This is a genomic window from Mesorhizobium sp. B2-4-19, from assembly GCF_006441315.1.
Taxonomy (GTDB): Bacteria; Pseudomonadota; Alphaproteobacteria; order Rhizobiales; family Rhizobiaceae; genus Mesorhizobium.
In genome coordinates, this window is the sequence record NZ_VFUV01000010.1 from 121,138 (window position 1) to 135,904 (window position 14,767).

Below are 14,767 nucleotides of genomic sequence, written 5' to 3' on the forward strand. Positions count from 1 at the left end.
TCCCGAGATGACTGCGCTGGCAGCTACTATGCTTTCGGCACGAACGGCGCCGGGCGACGTCCGGCCGCCTGGCGCTCCAGCATCCAGCCGGGATATTCGGATGGCAGCGCGCTGACTTCGTCGAGCCTGGCGAGATCGTCCGCGTCGAGCTTCACCTCAGCCGCGGCGAGGTTCTGTTCGAGCTGGTCCATGCGGCTGGCGCCGATGATGACGCTCATCACGAAGGGCTTGGCCAGGACATAGCCGAGCGCCACCGTGGCAACGCTGATGTCATGCTTCCTGGCGATCTCGCGCATGACTGCGACGGCCGCCCAGGCGCGGTCCTCGTTGACCGGCGGGAAGTTGAAGGACGCACGGCGGCCCTCGCCATTGCCGGGCGCGCCAGGACCGTACTTGCCGGAAAGCAGGCCGCCCGCCATCGGCGACCACACCATCAGGCCGAGTTTTTCCTCGCCGATCAGCGGCACGATCTCGCGCTCGAGGTCGCGGCCGGCGATCGAATAGTAGGACTGGATGGTCTCGAAGCGGGCGAAGCCCTTGCGGTCGGCGATGCCGAGCGCCTTGGCGATGCGCCATGCCGCCCAGTTGGAAACGCCGACATAGCGGACCTTGCCGCTGGCAACGAGGTCGTCCAGCGCCCGTAGCGTCTCGTCGATCGGCGTCACCGCGTCGGTGCCGTGCAGCTGATAGAGATCGATATGGTCGAGCTGCAGCCGTTCGAGGCTGGCATCGACCGAATCCATGATGTGGCCGCGCGAGGAGCCGCGCTCGTTCGGACCCTGGCCCATGGCGCCATGCACCTTGGTGGCGATGACGACGTCCGAACGTTTGACGTCGAGGTCCCTGAGCGACTGGCCGAGCAGGCGCTCGGACTCGCCGAAGGAGTAGACGTCGGCCGTGTCGAAGAAATTGACGCCGGCGGCGATCGAGCGGCCGACGATCTCGTTGACGCCCTTCTGGTCGAGGCTGGCGATCAGCCCCCATTGGGCATTCTGGCCGGCGGCGCCGAAGGTCATGGTGCCGAGGCACAGTTCGGAGACGAACATCCCCGTATTTCCAAGCTGGTTATAACGCATGGCAAAGCTCCAGGAGACATGTGTGATGACGCAAAACAAATAGGAACGGTACGTTTCGTTTCAAGTCGTGGCGCAGCCGGCTTGCCGAACTGGCCCAAAGGCGTGCGGATCAGCGGCTGCCGAAGATCGCCGACCCGACCCTGACGCTGGTGGCGCCGAAGGCGATGGCCGTCTCGTAGTCGCCGGACATGCCCATCGACAGCTTGGCGACGCCGGCCTCGCGGGCAAGTTTTTCCAGCAGGGCGAAATGCGGGCCGGGATTCTCGTCGGCCGGCGGGATGCACATAAGGCCTTCGATGGCGAGGCGGTGGACAACGCGGCAGCGGGCGACGAAGGCGATCGCCGCGCGCGGCTCGATGCCGGCCTTCTGCGGCTCGGAGCCGGTGTTGACCTGGACATAGAGCTTCGGAGAGCGCCCCTGCCGGGCAATCTCCTTGGCGAGTTCGGCGGCGATCTTCTCGCGGTCGACCGTTTCGATGACGTCGAACAGCGCCACCGCTTCCTTGGCCTTGTTCGATTGCAGCGGACCGATGAGATGCAGCTCGATGTCAGGAAAGGCCTGCTTCAGATCAGGCCATTTGCCTTGCGCTTCCTGCACGCGGTTCTCGCCGAAGACCCGTTGGCCGGCCTCGATCACCGGCCGGATGTCGGCGGCGTCAAAGGTCTTGGAGACGGCCACCAGAGTCACCGCGCCGGCCTCGCGGCGGGCTTCCTGCTCGGCGGCGGCGATCTTCGCCTTGACCGCGAAAAACTGCTGAACGGTGTCACCCATATGCAAATCCCGCTGTTTTGACCCGCGTTTTTAGCCGCCGCAATGCCCATATGGTTGACGGGTTTGCCAAACCATGGTGAACACCCGGACCACATTCCCTGAACCGCGGAGCCAGTCGCCCGCGGTTCGCGCCTGCTTTTAAGTGAAAAACGTCCCATGGCAACCGAACGATACAATCCGCGCGCGTCAGAACCCAAATGGCAGAAGGCCTGGGCCGAAAAGAAGCTGTTCGAAGCGCGCAATGACGACCCGAAGCCGAAATACTATGTGCTGGAGATGTTCCCCTATCCGTCGGGGCGCATCCATATCGGTCACACCCGCAATTACACGATGGGCGACGTGGTGGCGCGCTACAAGCGGGCCAAGGGGTTCAACGTGCTGCATCCGATGGGCTGGGACGCCTTCGGCATGCCGGCCGAAAACGCGGCGATGCAGAACAAGGTCCACCCCAAGGAATGGACCTACCAGAACATCGCCACCATGCGCGAGCAGCTCAAGGTCATGGGCCTGTCGCTGGACTGGGCGCGCGAATTCGCGACCTGCGACGTCGACTACTACCACCGCCAGCAGATGCTGTTCCTCGATTTCGTCGAGAAGGGGCTGGTGACGCGCAAATCCTCCAAGGTCAATTGGGACCCGGAGGACATGACGGTGCTCGCCAACGAGCAGGTCATCGACGGGCGCGGCTGGCGCTCGGGTGCACTGGTCGAACAGCGCGAACTGACGCAGTGGTTCTTCAAGATTACCGACTATGCGCAGGACCTGCTGGATTCGCTCGACGGCCTCGACGAATGGCCGGAAAAAGTGAAGCTGATGCAGCAGAACTGGATCGGCCGTTCGGAAGGCCTGCTGATCCGCTGGCCTTTGACATCTGACGTTGCCGGCGAGCATGAGCTGGAAGTCTACACGACGCGGCCCGACACGATCTTCGGCGCCTCCTTCATGGCCGTCGCCGCCGATCACCCGCTGGCCAGGAAGGCCGCCGAGACCAATCCGGCGCTGGCGAAGTTCATCGACGAGGTCCGCCATATGGGCACGTCGGTGGCGGCGTTGGAGACAGCCGAGAAGAAGGGTTTCGACACCGGCATCCGCGTCGTCCATCCCTTCGACGACAGCTGGACGCTGCCCGTCTACGTCGCCAATTTCGTGCTGATGGAATACGGCACCGGCGCCATATTCGGCTGTCCGTCCGGCGACCAGCGCGACCTCGACTTCGCCAACAAATACGGCCTGCCGGTGATCCCGGTGGTGATGCCGGAAGGTGGCGATGCGAAGTCGTTCCAGATCACGGAAGAAGCGTATGTCGACGACGGGGTGATGATCAATTCGCGCTTCCTCGACGGCATGAAGCCAGACCGCGCCTTCGACGAGGTGGCGAAGCTGCTGGAGCAGAAGACGATCGGCAACCGGCCGATGGCCGAGCGCAAGGTGAATTTCCGCCTGCGCGACTGGGGCATTTCGCGCCAGCGCTACTGGGGCTGCCCGATCCCGATGATCCATTGCGAGGATTGCGGCGTGGTGCCCGTGCCGAAGGCCGACCTGCCGGTCAAACTGCCCGACGATGTCGATTTCGACCGGCCGGGCAACCCGCTCGACCGGCATCCGACCTGGCGGCATGTGAAGTGCCCGCAATGCGGCAAGGACGCGCGGCGCGAGACCGATACAATGGACACGTTCGTCGATTCGTCCTGGTATTTCGCCCGCTTCACCGCGCCCTGGGCGCATGAGCCGACCGATCCCAGGGCGGCGAACGAATGGCTGCCGGTCGATCAGTATATCGGCGGCATCGAGCATGCGATCCTGCACCTGCTCTATTCGCGCTTCTTCACCCGCGCCATGCGCGAGACCGGCCATGTCGGTCTGGCCGAGCCGTTCAAGGGCCTGTTCACGCAAGGCATGGTGGTGCACGAGACCTACCGCGTCGGATCGGCGTCGAACGGCCGCTGGCTGGCGCCGACCGAGGTGCGGCTGGACGGCGTCGACGGCGAACGCCGCGCCTTCGACATCGCCACCGGCGAGGCTGCCACCATCGGCCCGCTGGAGAAGATGTCGAAGTCGAAGAAGAACACGGTGAGCCCGGAAGACATTACCGACGGCTACGGCGCCGACACGGCGCGCTGGTTCATGCTGTCGGATTCGCCGCCCGAGCGCGATGTCGAGTGGACCGACGATGGCGCCGCCGGCGCGCACCGCTTCATGCAGCGCATCTGGCGGCTGGTGTCGATGGCGGCCGAGACGTTGGCGGGCATCAAACCCGCGGCGGCCGACGCCGGCGAGGCGGGAGCGGTGTCGAAGGCCACGCACAAGATCCTGAAGGCGGTCGGCGAGGACATCGAGAAGCTCGGCTTCAACCGCGCCATCGCCCGCATCTATGAACTGGCCAATGTGCTGACCACGCCGCTCAACCAGGTGGCGGAAGGCAAGGCCGATCCGGCACTGCAGAGCGCCTGCCGCCAGGCGGTGGAGATCCTGGTGCATCTGATCGCGCCAGTGATGCCGCATCTGGCCGAAGAGTGCTGGGAGACGCTCGGCGGCACCGATCTGGTCGCCGAACGGCCATGGCCGGTCTTCGATCCGGCGCTGGTCGTCGACAACGAAGTGACCTATCCGGTGCAGGTCAACGGCAAGAAGCGGGGGGATTTGACAATTGCCCGCGACGCGGACCAAGGTGCGGTCGAAAAAGCGGTATTGGCTCTCGACTTCGTGCAGAAAGCACTCGAAGGTAAGGCTCCGCGCAAGGTGATCATCGTGCCGCAGAGGATCGTCAATGTCGTTGCCTGATCGGGAAAAGACAGAGCTGAGCCGTCTGCTGCGCCGCGCCGCTCTTGCCGGCCTTGTCGGCTCGCTGGCTCTGGTTTCGGCCTGCACGGTGCGGCCGCTCTATTCCAACGCGCCGTTGTCGACGGGCTCGACCGCAAATGCCGAGCTGGCGTCGATCGCCATCAAGCCGGTCAGGACGCGTTATGCGCAGCAGGTGCGCAACAATCTGATCTTCGGCTTCGGGCGGGGCGCCGGCGAACCGGCGTCGCCGCTTTATTCGCTTAATCTCAGCGTGGCCGAAGCTGTTGAATCCTCGGCCCTCGTGCAGGTCGGCACCGATGAGGACGAGCCGACCGCCGGCTCGGTGACGCTGACCGCCAACTATACGCTGACCGATGCGAAAACCGGCGCCGTCATCACCGTCGGCAAGCGCTCGATTACCTCGTCCTTCGACAGGCCGCGCCAGGAATTTGCCTCGTACAGGGCGCAGATCGACGCCGAGAACCGCGCCGCGCGCGAACTGGCCGAGGCGCTGCAGCTGTCCATCGCCCAGGATCTGGTCCGGCACGGCAAGGCGGCCAGCTAGCGCCGCCTTCTTTTCACGGAAACGCCATCTCGATTCTGCTGTCGGGCCGCCTCGCAGCGGCCGGGCGGCATATTTTCAACTCGCCCTTGGGCCGATGCATTGGGATGAGCGGGCGACCGGTGAACGACGATCAGCCGCTCGAATTCGGATCACCTCACATCGCCGCGAAAGATACGTTTCGACCGCTCCAAAAGCGCTGGCGGGAAGCAACTGTTAACCACTCGCTCCCTATTGCTCAGCAGACATTTCAGAGTGAGTCTTGAGAATGGAATCCAAGCGTTTTCCTCGGGTCAATTCATTGAAGCCAGCTTCGCCCGATGACCCCGAGGGAAAGCGTTTCAACGGCGTGAGCGGCAAAGTGGATGGCCAGCCGCCCGGCGCGACCGCAGGCGGTAATTTCCCGCCACCTGTCGATCTCGGCGGCAATGAAAGTCCCGCCTGGCAGGAGTATTTCTTCCTGGCGCCCAATGTGCGGTTTACCCGCACGCCGGACTACGAAGCCAGCACGCGCCATCCGCGCCAGATCACCTCCGAGCAAGGCGAACCGCCGGTGCCGCCGGTGCGGCAAGCCGTCGCACAGCCTGCCGCGGCTGCGCCGACGTCCGTGGTCCCATCCCCGTCATTGTCGGCGGCGATGAAAAGCCGGAACGCCGCTTTGGAAGCCGCCCGGCCGCTCATCGGCAACAAAGCCGTGATGCATGAAAGATCACCGGCCTCCGCATCCGTTCCGCCAAGGCATGCCAGCGAAAAGGCGCGGACCGTTGTGACGGCCGGTCCGAGGACCCCTGCGCCGGTAGGTGTATCCGCACCGGCCGCGTCTGCCCAGGGAATGGCGGCGCCGGTCAAGACAACCGGCCGTGAAACCGTCCGCTGGCCCTATCTGTCGGATCACGTCTTCTTCGAGCTCATGGCGCCCTACATGATCGAAGGTTCGTCGCCCGCGTCGCGAGCCGTCCCGGTTCAGCGCGCCGCCGCGCCGGTCGCCGCCGGACGGGTCGATGTTTGCGCCGCGCCGACGGCCGACCCGACCGCGTTGTTCCGTGTCATCGACTGCCTTCCAGGCCAGCAGGCGCCGTCCGCCTCGCCGGATGTCCGTCCGGCCAACTCCAACGAAGCCGTGGTTCAGCCGACAACAGTGCCGAAGCGAGCCCAGGCGCGGGTCGCAGCCTCTGCCGTCGTGGGCAACGCCGCTCCGGCGCAAGTCGCGCAAGGCGCCGGGGACACCGTGCAGGTTCCAGCCGTGCGCGCCTCTTCGCCGCTGCCTTTGGCCGGCAAGATCGTGCCGGCCACGACGGGCGAGGCGTACGAACTTCCCTCGGAAGAGCTGCTGCAGCAGCCGCCGGAAGGGCAGGGTTTCTATATGTCGCAGGAGCGGCTCGAGCAGAATGCCGATCTGCTGGAGAGCGTGCTCGAGGATTTCGGCGTGCGCGGCGAGATCATCCACGTCCGCCCGGGTCCGGTCGTCACCCTCTATGAGTTCGAGCCGGCGCCGGGCGTCAAATCGTCCCGCGTCATCGGTCTTGCCGATGACATCGCCCGCTCCATGTCGGCGATTTCGGCGCGCGTCGCCGTCGTGCCCGGCCGCAACGTCATCGGCATCGAACTGCCGAACGAGACGCGCGAGACCGTCTATTTCCGCGAACTGATCGAATCGCAGGGCTTCCGCAAGACCAGCTGCAAGCTGGCGCTTTGCCTCGGCAAGACGATCGGCGGCGAGCCCGTCATCGCCGAACTGGCGAAGATGCCGCATCTGCTGGTCGCCGGGACCACCGGCTCGGGCAAGTCGGTTGCCATCAACACCATGATCCTGTCGCTGCTCTACCGGCTGAAGCCGGAAGAATGCCGGCTGATCATGGTCGATCCGAAGATGCTGGAACTCTCGGTCTATGACGGCATCCCGCATCTTCTGACGCCGGTCGTCACCGATCCCAAGAAGGCCGTCACCGCGCTCAAATGGGCGGTGCGCGAGATGGAGGACCGCTATCGCAAGATGGCGCGGCTCGGCGTGCGCAACATCGACGGCTACAATGAGCGCGCCGCCCAGGCCCGCGACAAGGGCGAGGCGGTCGTCATGACCGTGCAGACCGGCTTCGAAAAGGGCACCGGCGAGCCGCTGTTCGAGCAGCAGGAAATCGATCTTGCGCCGATGCCTTATATTGTCGTCATCGTCGACGAGATGGCCGATCTGATGATGGTCGCCGGCAAGGAGATCGAAGGCGCCATCCAGCGCCTGGCGCAGATGGCGCGCGCGGCCGGCATCCATCTGATCATGGCAACGCAGCGCCCCTCGGTCGACGTCATCACCGGCACGATCAAGGCCAACTTCCCGACCCGAATCTCCTTCCAGGTCACCTCCAAGATCGACAGCCGCACCATCCTGGGCGAGCAGGGCGCCGAACAGCTGCTCGGCCAGGGCGACATGCTGCACATGATGGGTGGCGGGCGGATATCACGCGTGCATGGCCCCTTCGTCTCCGACGCCGAGGTCGAACATGTCGTGGCGCATCTGAAGGCGCAGGGCCGCCCGGAATATCTGGAGACCGTGACCGCCGACGAGGACGAGGAAGAGGTCGACGACGACCAGGGCGCGGTCTTCGACAAGGGATCGGTCGGCGCGGAGGATAGCGATCCCAGCTATGACGAGGCGGTCAAGGTGGTGGTGCGCGACAAGAAGTGTTCGACGTCCTACATCCAGCGCCGTCTCGGCATCGGCTACAACCGCGCCGCTTCGCTGGTCGAGCGCATGGAGAAGGAAGGTCTGGTCGGCGCGCCCAACCATGTCGGCAAGCGCGAAATCATCATGGGCCGGCGCCCGCCGGCAGCCGCGCCCGACGAGGACAGCACGGAATGATCGGCGGCCCTTGCGGCGGTCGGACTTCTCCCGACACGTAACAGAAAAAGGCCGGTCGCCCGGCCTTTCTCATTGAAGCGGTGCGATCTCAGCCGATCTTCTGGCCGGTCTTGGCCCAGTCCGCAAGGAAGGCGGCGAGACCCTTGTCGGTCAGCGGATGGTTGACCAGCGCCTTCAGCGTCGCCGGCGGCGCAGTGATGACATCGGCGCCGATGAGGGCCGCCTGCTTGACGTGGTTCACGGTGCGCACCGAAGCGGTCAGGATCTCGGTCTGGAAATCGTAATTGTCGTAGATCTGCCGGATCTCCTGGATCAGCTCCATGCCGTCCGAGCCGGTGTCGTCGATGCGGCCGACGAAGGGGGAGATGAACGAGGCGCCGGCCTTGGCGGCGAGCAGCGCCTGGTTGGCCGAGAAGCACAGCGTGACGTTGACCATGCGGTTCATCTGGGTGCGGATCGTCTTGCAGGCCTTCAGGCCGTCCAGCGTCAGCGGCACCTTGATGCAGACATTGGGCGCAATCTTGGCCAGCACCTCGGCCTCCGCCATCATGTCCTTGTACACGGTCGCCACGACTTCGGCCGAAACCGGGCCGGCGACGATATCGCAGATCTGCTTGGTGACGTCGGCGATCTTGCCGCCGGATTTGAGAATCAGCGACGGATTGGTGGTGACGCCGTCGAGCAGCCCCAGATCATTCAGCTCACGGATTTCCTTGATGTCGGCGGTGTCGACAAAAAATTTCATGGCGGTCTCCTGACGATTTCGTCGTGCTTGGGAAGGCACGTTCAGCGTTGCTCTTTGATCTAGACCAAAGTCGGGGCAAGGTCACGCCTCATGATCGAAGATTCGCCCTTTGTCGCAGCCGCGCCGGTGCTGGTGCCGATGCCTGCCGAACGCCCCTACACCTATGCCGTGCCGGCCGGCATGCGCGTGGTGCCGGGGTCGATCGTGCGCGTGCCGCTCGGGCCGCGCCAGGTTGCCGGCATCGTCTGGGACGGCGCGGTCGAGACTGTCGACGCGAAAAAACTGCGCCCGATCGAGCAGGTCTTCGACTGCCCGCCGATCGACCGTTCGATGCGCCGTTTCGTCGACTGGGTGGCACAATACACACTGTCGGCGCCGGGCATGGTGGCGCGCATGCTGCTCAGAGCGCCGGAGGCCTTCGACCCGGAGCCCTGGATCGAGGGGTTGCAGCGCACGCTTGTCGTTCCCGATCGGATGACGGATGCGCGGGCGCGCGTGCTGGAAACGGCCGAAGGCGGGTTGGCCTGGACACGATCCGGCCTCGCGCATGCGGCCGGCGTATCGTCGACGGTCATCGAGGGGCTGAAGGCGCAAGGCGTGTTCGAGACGGTGATGATCCCGCCGCGCCCGGTGGTGGCAGCACCCGACCCGAGCTATGCCGTGCCCGAGCTGATGCCGGACCAGAGCGACGCCGCATCGATGCTGCGCGCCAATGTCGCGGCCTGCGCCTTCAACGTCGCGCTGCTCGACGGCGTCACCGGGTCTGGCAAGACGGAGGTCTATTTCGAGGCGGTGGCGGCCGCGCTCGACCAGGGCAAGCAGGTGCTGATTCTTTTGCCGGAAATCGCGCTGACCCACGCTTTCCTCGAACGCTTCCAGCAGCGCTTCGGCGCCAAGCCGGGCGAATGGCATTCCGACCTGCCGCCCAGGATGCGCGAAAAGGTCTGGCGGCAGGTCGCGGAAGGCACGGTGCGCGTCGTTGCCGGCGCGCGCTCGGCGCTGTTCCTGCCGTTCAAGGAGCTCGGCCTGATCGTCGTCGACGAGGAGCACGACCCTGCCTACAAGCAGGAGGACCGTGTCTTCTACAATGCGCGCGACATGGCGGTGGTGCGCGGCCATATTGGCGGCTTCCCGGTGGTGCTGGCATCGGCGACGCCATCGGTCGAGAGCCGCGTCAATGCCAGCCAGGGCAAGTACAACAGGGCCATTCTCTCCGCCCGCTTCGCCGAGGCGGCGCTGCCGCAGCTGAAGTCGATCGACATGCGGCGCGCGCCGCCGGCGCGTGGCGGCTTCCTGTCGCCGGTGCTGATCGACCATATGCGCAAGACGCTGGAGAAGAAGGAACAGTCGCTGCTGTTCCTCAACCGGCGCGGCTATGCGCCGCTTACGCTGTGCCGCGTCTGCGGCCACCGTTTCGGCTGCCCGGTCTGTTCGGCCTGGCTGGTCGAGCATCGCTTTCGCGGCCAGCTGGTCTGCCATCATTGCGGGCACAATGAGCGCCGCCCCGAAGCCTGCCCGGAATGCGGCACGCTCGATCATCTGGTCGCCTGCGGCCCGGGCGTCGAGCGCATCGCCGAGGAGGTCGTCACGCATTTCCCCGACGCGCGCACCATTGTCTTGTCATCCGACCTGATGGGCGGGGTGCGGCGGCTGCGGCTGGAACTGGAGGCGATCGCCGATGGCGAGGCCGACATCGTCATCGGTACGCAGCTCGTCGCCAAGGGCCACAATTTTCCCAACATGACGCTGGTCGGCGTCGTCGATGCCGATCTTGGCCTTGCCAATGGCGATCCGCGCGCCGCCGAGCGCACCTTCCAGCTGCTCAGCCAGGTGACCGGCCGCGCCGGCCGCACCGGCAAGAAGAGCCTCGGCCTGCTGCAGACATTCCAGCCGGACCATCCGGTGATGCGGGCGATCGTCTCCGGCGATGCCGAGGCTTTTTACGAGCGCGAGATCGCCGAGCGCGAACGGGCGGCGCTGCCGCCGTTCGGCCGGTTGGCCGGCGTCATCGTCAGCGCGGTGACGCGGGCGGAAGCGGAAGGGCATGCACGCGGCCTGCGCCGCGCCGCGCCCGAGGCGTCAGACCTGTTCGTGCTGGGGCCGGCGGAAGCGCCGCTGTCCCTGCTCGGCGGCCGCCACCGCTTCCGCCTGCTGATCCAGGGCGAACGGCGCGCCGACATGCAGGGCTTTATCCGCGCCATGCTGGCCAATGGGCCGAAGCAGCGTGGTTCGGTCCGGGTGCAGGTCGACATCGATCCGCAGAGCTTTTTGTAAGGTCGCGATATCGGCGACAGGCTGCTGGCCAGCGAGAAATGGAAGATCACATGAAAACCCTTGGCTTGCTCGGCGGCATGAGCTGGGAATCGACCGCCATCTACTATCGCCTGCTCAACGAGATCGTGCGCGAGCGCCTCGGTGGGTTGCATTCGGCCAAGCTGCTTTTGTGGTCGTTCGATTTCGCCGAGATCGCCGAGCGGCAGCATCATGGCGATTGGGACGGCGCCGGCGTGCTTCTGATCGAAGCCGCGCGCAAGTTGGAGGCGGGCGGTGCGGAAGGCCTGGTTCTGTGCACCAACACCATGCACAGACTGGCTGACCAGGTGCAGGCGTCGGTGTCGATCCCCTTGATCCACATCGCCGACGCCACGGCGGCCGCGGTCAAGCGCACAGGCATGCAGCGCCCGGCGCTGCTGGCGACGCGCTTCACCATGGAGCAGGATTTCTACAAGGGCCGGCTGGCCGACAAATACGGCCTGTCGCCTGTCGTGCCCGATGCGGCCGGGCGCGACATGGTGCATCGCGTCATCTATGACGAGCTCTGCCAGGGCATCGTCAGCGAAGACTCGAAGGCCGCTTATATGGAAGAGGCCGAACGTCTGCGCCGTGAAGAGGCCGCCGACAGCATCATCATGGGCTGCACCGAGATCACCATGCTTATCGGACAGGATGATTTCGACATTCCGGTTTTCGACACGACACGCATCCATGCCGAGGCGGCGGTGGAATTCGCGCTCGGTTGATGCGCTCACTTTTTGTTCTGACGCAATTCCGTAGGGAAAACGCTACTCCGTAGGGAAAACGCTACGCGTTTTTCCCGGGAAAACCGTTTCACACTTTTCCTCGCATCGCTTTGAAAGTGCCTGATGCCATCTGGCGCGGCGCTTTTCCTCGGCTAGAATGCCCGGAATTTCAAAACAGGCATTTCAAGGGGACAGGATGGATTTTGCGCTTCCATGGCCGACGAGCCAGGGCGAATGGCTGGCCTGGTCGAGCGCCGTCTTCACCGTGCTGCTCGGGCTTCTGTTTTTCCTGGCGCCTGGGCTGGCCTTCCGCATCCTGCGCCTGCAGGCGAAACCGGAGAAGGCGGCAGCGATCGCCGAGGGGCGCGGCAGGATGTCGGGCTTTTATCTCGGCGTCGGCCTGTGCTGCATTCTGCTGGCGCAGCCATTGGTTTACATGGCGCTCGGCTTCTCCTGGCTGTTCACGGCCTTCGGCCGGCTGCTGTCGATGATGTCGGATGGCGCCAACACACCTTTCAATTGGGTTTCCATTGTGGTGGAATTGGTCCTGGCGGCCTTGCCGCTCGCCTTTGCCTTCGGCTTTGTGCCCTGAATCCAAGGCTATTCCGGCGCATCAGACGCGAGTCTTTCGCCGGATGCGACAATAGTGCCTGAAAAGCATGCGGAACGACGCATTGCGGTCTTAAAATGCCTGTGCTAGACGGCAATCGACTTTCGGCCGGGGATAGCGGAAGCCGCGCCTCCGTGCTTGAAAAAATGCAGTAAGGTCAAAGATTTAGCCAGAGTTTTTGCTCGCGCCAACAATCTGCGGCCTGTCAGACAAGAGAAAAGACGGTCCGTGGCTCAATCGTCATCGCCAATCTCAGGTGTCGCAGAACGCTATGCGGGTTCGCTGTTCGAACTCGCCCTGCAGGCAAATTCCGTGGCCAAGGTCGAGGCCGACCTCAACAGTTTCGAGGCGATGCTCGCGGGCAGTTCCGACCTGACCAGGCTGATCAACAGCCCGGTATTCTCCAGCGAGGAGCAGGCCAAGGCCATCGCGGCGATCGCCGACAAAGCAGGCATCACCGGCCTCACCGGTAATTTCCTGCGCGTCGTTGCCCGCAACCGCCGGCTGTTCGCCGTGCCCGGCATGATCAAGGCGTTCCGCCAGATCGCCGCCGAGCATCGTGGCGAGACCGCTGCTGAAGTGACGTCGGCTCACGAGCTGACGGCTGCCCAGCAGATCGAACTCAAGGCGGCGCTGAAAAGCGTTGCCGGCAAGGACGTGGCCATCTCCGTCACCGTCGATCCGTCGCTGCTCGGCGGGCTGGTGGTCAAGATGGGCTCGCGCCAGATCGATACGTCGCTCAAAACCAAACTCAATTCGCTCAAGCTTGCACTGAAAGAGGTCGGCTGATGGACATCCGCGCCGCGGAAATTTCCGCAATTCTGAAAGACCAGATCAAGAATTTCGGCAAGGAGGCCGAGGTCTCCGAAGTTGGACAGGTGCTGTCCGTCGGTGACGGTATCGCCCGCGTCTATGGCCTCGACAATGTCCAGGCCGGCGAAATGGTCGAATTCCCCGGCGGCATCCGCGGCATGGCGCTCAACCTCGAAGCCGACAATGTCGGCGTCGTCATCTTCGGCGCCGACCGCGACATCAAGGAAGGCGACACCGTCAAGCGGACCGGCGCCATCGTCGACGTTCCGGTCGGTCCGGGCCTGCTCGGCCGCGTCGTCGACGCGCTCGGCAACCCGATCGACGGCAAGGGCCCGATCAAGGCGACCGAACGCAAGCGCGTCGACGTCAAGGCGCCCGGCATCATCCCGCGCAAGTCGGTGCATGAGCCGATGTCGACCGGCCTCAAGGCCATCGACGCACTGATCCCGGTCGGCCGCGGCCAGCGCGAGCTGGTGATCGGCGACCGTCAGACCGGCAAGACCGCCATCATCCTCGACACGATGCTCAACCAGAAGTCGGTGCACGACAACGGCCCCGAGAAGGAAAAGCTCTACTGCGTCTACGTCGCCGTCGGCCAGAAGCGCTCGACCGTCGCGCAGTTCGTCAAGGTGCTGGAAGAGCGCGGCGCGCTCGAATATTCGATCATCGTCGCCGCCACCGCTTCCGATCCGGCGCCGATGCAGTTCCTGGCGCCGTTCGCCGGCTGCACCATGGGCGAATATTTCCGCGACAATGGCATGCATGCGCTGATCAGCTACGACGATCTGTCGAAGCAGGCCGTCGCCTATCGCCAGATGTCGCTGCTCCTGCGCCGCCCGCCGGGCCGCGAAGCCTATCCGGGCGACGTCTTCTACCTGCACTCGCGCCTGCTCGAGCGCGCCGCCAAGCTCAATGACGATCTGGGCAATGGCTCGCTGACGGCTTTGCCGGTCATCGAAACCCAGGCCAACGACGTGTCGGCCTACATCCCGACCAACGTGATCTCGATCACCGACGGCCAGATCTTCCTCGAAACCAACCTGTTTTTCCAAGGCATCCGTCCGGCCGTCAACGTCGGCCTGTCGGTGTCGCGCGTCGGTTCCTCGGCGCAGATCAAGGCGATGAAGCAGGTTGCCGGTTCGATCAAGGGCGAGCTCGCGCAGTACCGCGAAATGGCGGCCTTCGCGCAGTTCGGCTCGGATCTCGACGCCGCCACGCAGCGCCTGCTCAACCGCGGATCGCGCCTGACCGAACTCCTGAAGCAGCCGCAGTTCTCGCCGCTGAAGACGGAAGAGCAGGTCGCGGTGATCTTCGCCGGCGTCAACGGCTACCTCGACAAGCTGCCGGTCAATCAGGTCGGCAAGTTCGAGCATGGCCTGCTCAGCCATATGCGTGCCGCGGGCAAGGACGTTCTCGACGCCATCCGCAAGGAAAAGGCGCTGTCGGACGATCTGCGCGCCAAGCTGAAGGCAGAGATCGACGCTTTCGCCAAGACCTTCGCCTGAGCGAAGCGACAAGACGGGATCAGGTTTGA

At 64.7% G+C, this 14,767-nt stretch carries 11 protein-coding genes; 8 read left to right on the top strand and 3 right to left on the bottom strand.

The features are described 5' to 3' along the window. Positions 1-26: 26 nt before the first annotated feature. Positions 27-1,076 (bottom strand): aldo/keto reductase, encoded by a 1,050-nt coding sequence (locus tag FJ546_RS18525; RefSeq protein WP_140890651.1) that lies wholly within the window; start codon positions 1,074-1,076, stop codon positions 27-29. A 109-nt stretch (positions 1,077-1,185) separates the two neighbouring features. Continuing rightward, positions 1,186-1,848 (bottom strand): YggS family pyridoxal phosphate-dependent enzyme, encoded by a 663-nt coding sequence (locus tag FJ546_RS18530; protein WP_140890652.1) that lies wholly within the window; start codon positions 1,846-1,848, stop codon positions 1,186-1,188. 156 nt (positions 1,849-2,004) lie between these two features. Here FJ546_RS18530 and leuS point away from each other — a divergent pair, with 156 nt between their 5' ends. The 3 genes from leuS to FJ546_RS18545 all read left to right on the top strand — a co-directional run bounded on the left by leuS (position 2,005) and on the right by FJ546_RS18545 (position 8,045). Further along, the gene (gene leuS / locus FJ546_RS18535) at positions 2,005-4,629 is read left to right on the top strand and encodes a leucine--tRNA ligase (RefSeq protein WP_140890653.1); all 2,625 of its coding nucleotides are present in this window, start codon (positions 2,005-2,007) and stop codon (positions 4,627-4,629) included. Next, the gene (gene lptE / locus FJ546_RS18540) at positions 4,616-5,194 is read left to right on the top strand and encodes an LPS assembly lipoprotein LptE (RefSeq protein WP_140890654.1); all 579 of its coding nucleotides are present in this window, start codon (positions 4,616-4,618) and stop codon (positions 5,192-5,194) included. The genes leuS and lptE overlap by 14 nt, the downstream gene beginning before the upstream one ends. A gap of 265 nt (positions 5,195-5,459) precedes the next feature. Then, positions 5,460-8,045, top strand: coding sequence for a DNA translocase FtsK (locus FJ546_RS18545; RefSeq protein WP_140890655.1), 2,586 nt, complete (start codon positions 5,460-5,462; stop codon positions 8,043-8,045). An 88-nt stretch (positions 8,046-8,133) separates the two neighbouring features. Here FJ546_RS18545 and fsa read toward each other — a convergent pair whose 3' ends face one another. Next, the gene (fsa, locus tag FJ546_RS18550; protein ID WP_140890656.1) at positions 8,134-8,790 is read right to left on the bottom strand and encodes a fructose-6-phosphate aldolase; all 657 of its coding nucleotides are present in this window, start codon (positions 8,788-8,790) and stop codon (positions 8,134-8,136) included. 90 nt (positions 8,791-8,880) lie between these two features. Here fsa and FJ546_RS18555 point away from each other — a divergent pair, with 90 nt between their 5' ends. The 5 genes from FJ546_RS18555 (at position 8,881) to atpA (ending at position 14,738) form a co-directional block, all read left to right on the top strand. Then, the gene (locus FJ546_RS18555; protein WP_140890657.1) at positions 8,881-11,064 is read left to right on the top strand and encodes a primosomal protein N'; all 2,184 of its coding nucleotides are present in this window, start codon (positions 8,881-8,883) and stop codon (positions 11,062-11,064) included. 50 nt (positions 11,065-11,114) lie between these two features. Beyond that, positions 11,115-11,810, top strand: coding sequence for an aspartate/glutamate racemase family protein (locus FJ546_RS18560; protein WP_140890658.1), 696 nt, complete (start codon positions 11,115-11,117; stop codon positions 11,808-11,810). A 196-nt stretch (positions 11,811-12,006) separates the two neighbouring features. Beyond that, entirely contained in the window at positions 12,007-12,402 is a 396-nt protein-coding gene (locus FJ546_RS18565) for a DUF4345 family protein (RefSeq protein WP_069090425.1), read from the top strand. Between the two features lie 246 nt (positions 12,403-12,648). Then, positions 12,649-13,209, top strand: a complete 561-nt coding sequence (locus FJ546_RS18570; RefSeq protein ID WP_140890659.1) for a F0F1 ATP synthase subunit delta — start codon at positions 12,649-12,651, stop codon at positions 13,207-13,209. Next, positions 13,209-14,738 (top strand): F0F1 ATP synthase subunit alpha, encoded by a 1,530-nt coding sequence (gene atpA, locus FJ546_RS18575; RefSeq protein ID WP_019861845.1) that lies wholly within the window; start codon positions 13,209-13,211, stop codon positions 14,736-14,738. The genes FJ546_RS18570 and atpA overlap by 1 nt, the downstream gene beginning before the upstream one ends. Positions 14,739-14,767: the final 29 nt, after the last annotated feature.

What these genes read in the sequence shown, in the direction of transcription:
- leuS (WP_140890653.1), top strand. Translation starts at nt 2,005, where the DNA reads ATGGCAACCGAACGATACAATCCGCGCGCGTCAGAACCCAAATGGCAG.
- FJ546_RS18545 (WP_140890655.1), top strand. Translation starts at nt 5,460, where the DNA reads ATGGAATCCAAGCGTTTTCCTCGGGTCAATTCATTGAAGCCAGCTTCG.
- lptE (WP_140890654.1), top strand. Translation starts at nt 4,616, where the DNA reads ATGTCGTTGCCTGATCGGGAAAAGACAGAGCTGAGCCGTCTGCTGCGC.
- atpA (WP_019861845.1), top strand. Translation starts at nt 13,209, where the DNA reads ATGGACATCCGCGCCGCGGAAATTTCCGCAATTCTGAAAGACCAGATC.
- FJ546_RS18525 (WP_140890651.1), bottom strand. Translation starts at nt 1,076, where the DNA reads ATGCGTTATAACCAGCTTGGAAATACGGGGATGTTCGTCTCCGAACTG.
- FJ546_RS18555 (WP_140890657.1), top strand. Translation starts at nt 8,881, where the DNA reads ATGATCGAAGATTCGCCCTTTGTCGCAGCCGCGCCGGTGCTGGTGCCG.
- FJ546_RS18565 (WP_069090425.1), top strand. Translation starts at nt 12,007, where the DNA reads ATGGATTTTGCGCTTCCATGGCCGACGAGCCAGGGCGAATGGCTGGCC.
- FJ546_RS18560 (WP_140890658.1), top strand. Translation starts at nt 11,115, where the DNA reads ATGAAAACCCTTGGCTTGCTCGGCGGCATGAGCTGGGAATCGACCGCC.
- FJ546_RS18530 (WP_140890652.1), bottom strand. Translation starts at nt 1,848, where the DNA reads ATGGGTGACACCGTTCAGCAGTTTTTCGCGGTCAAGGCGAAGATCGCC.
- fsa (WP_140890656.1), bottom strand. Translation starts at nt 8,790, where the DNA reads ATGAAATTTTTTGTCGACACCGCCGACATCAAGGAAATCCGTGAGCTG.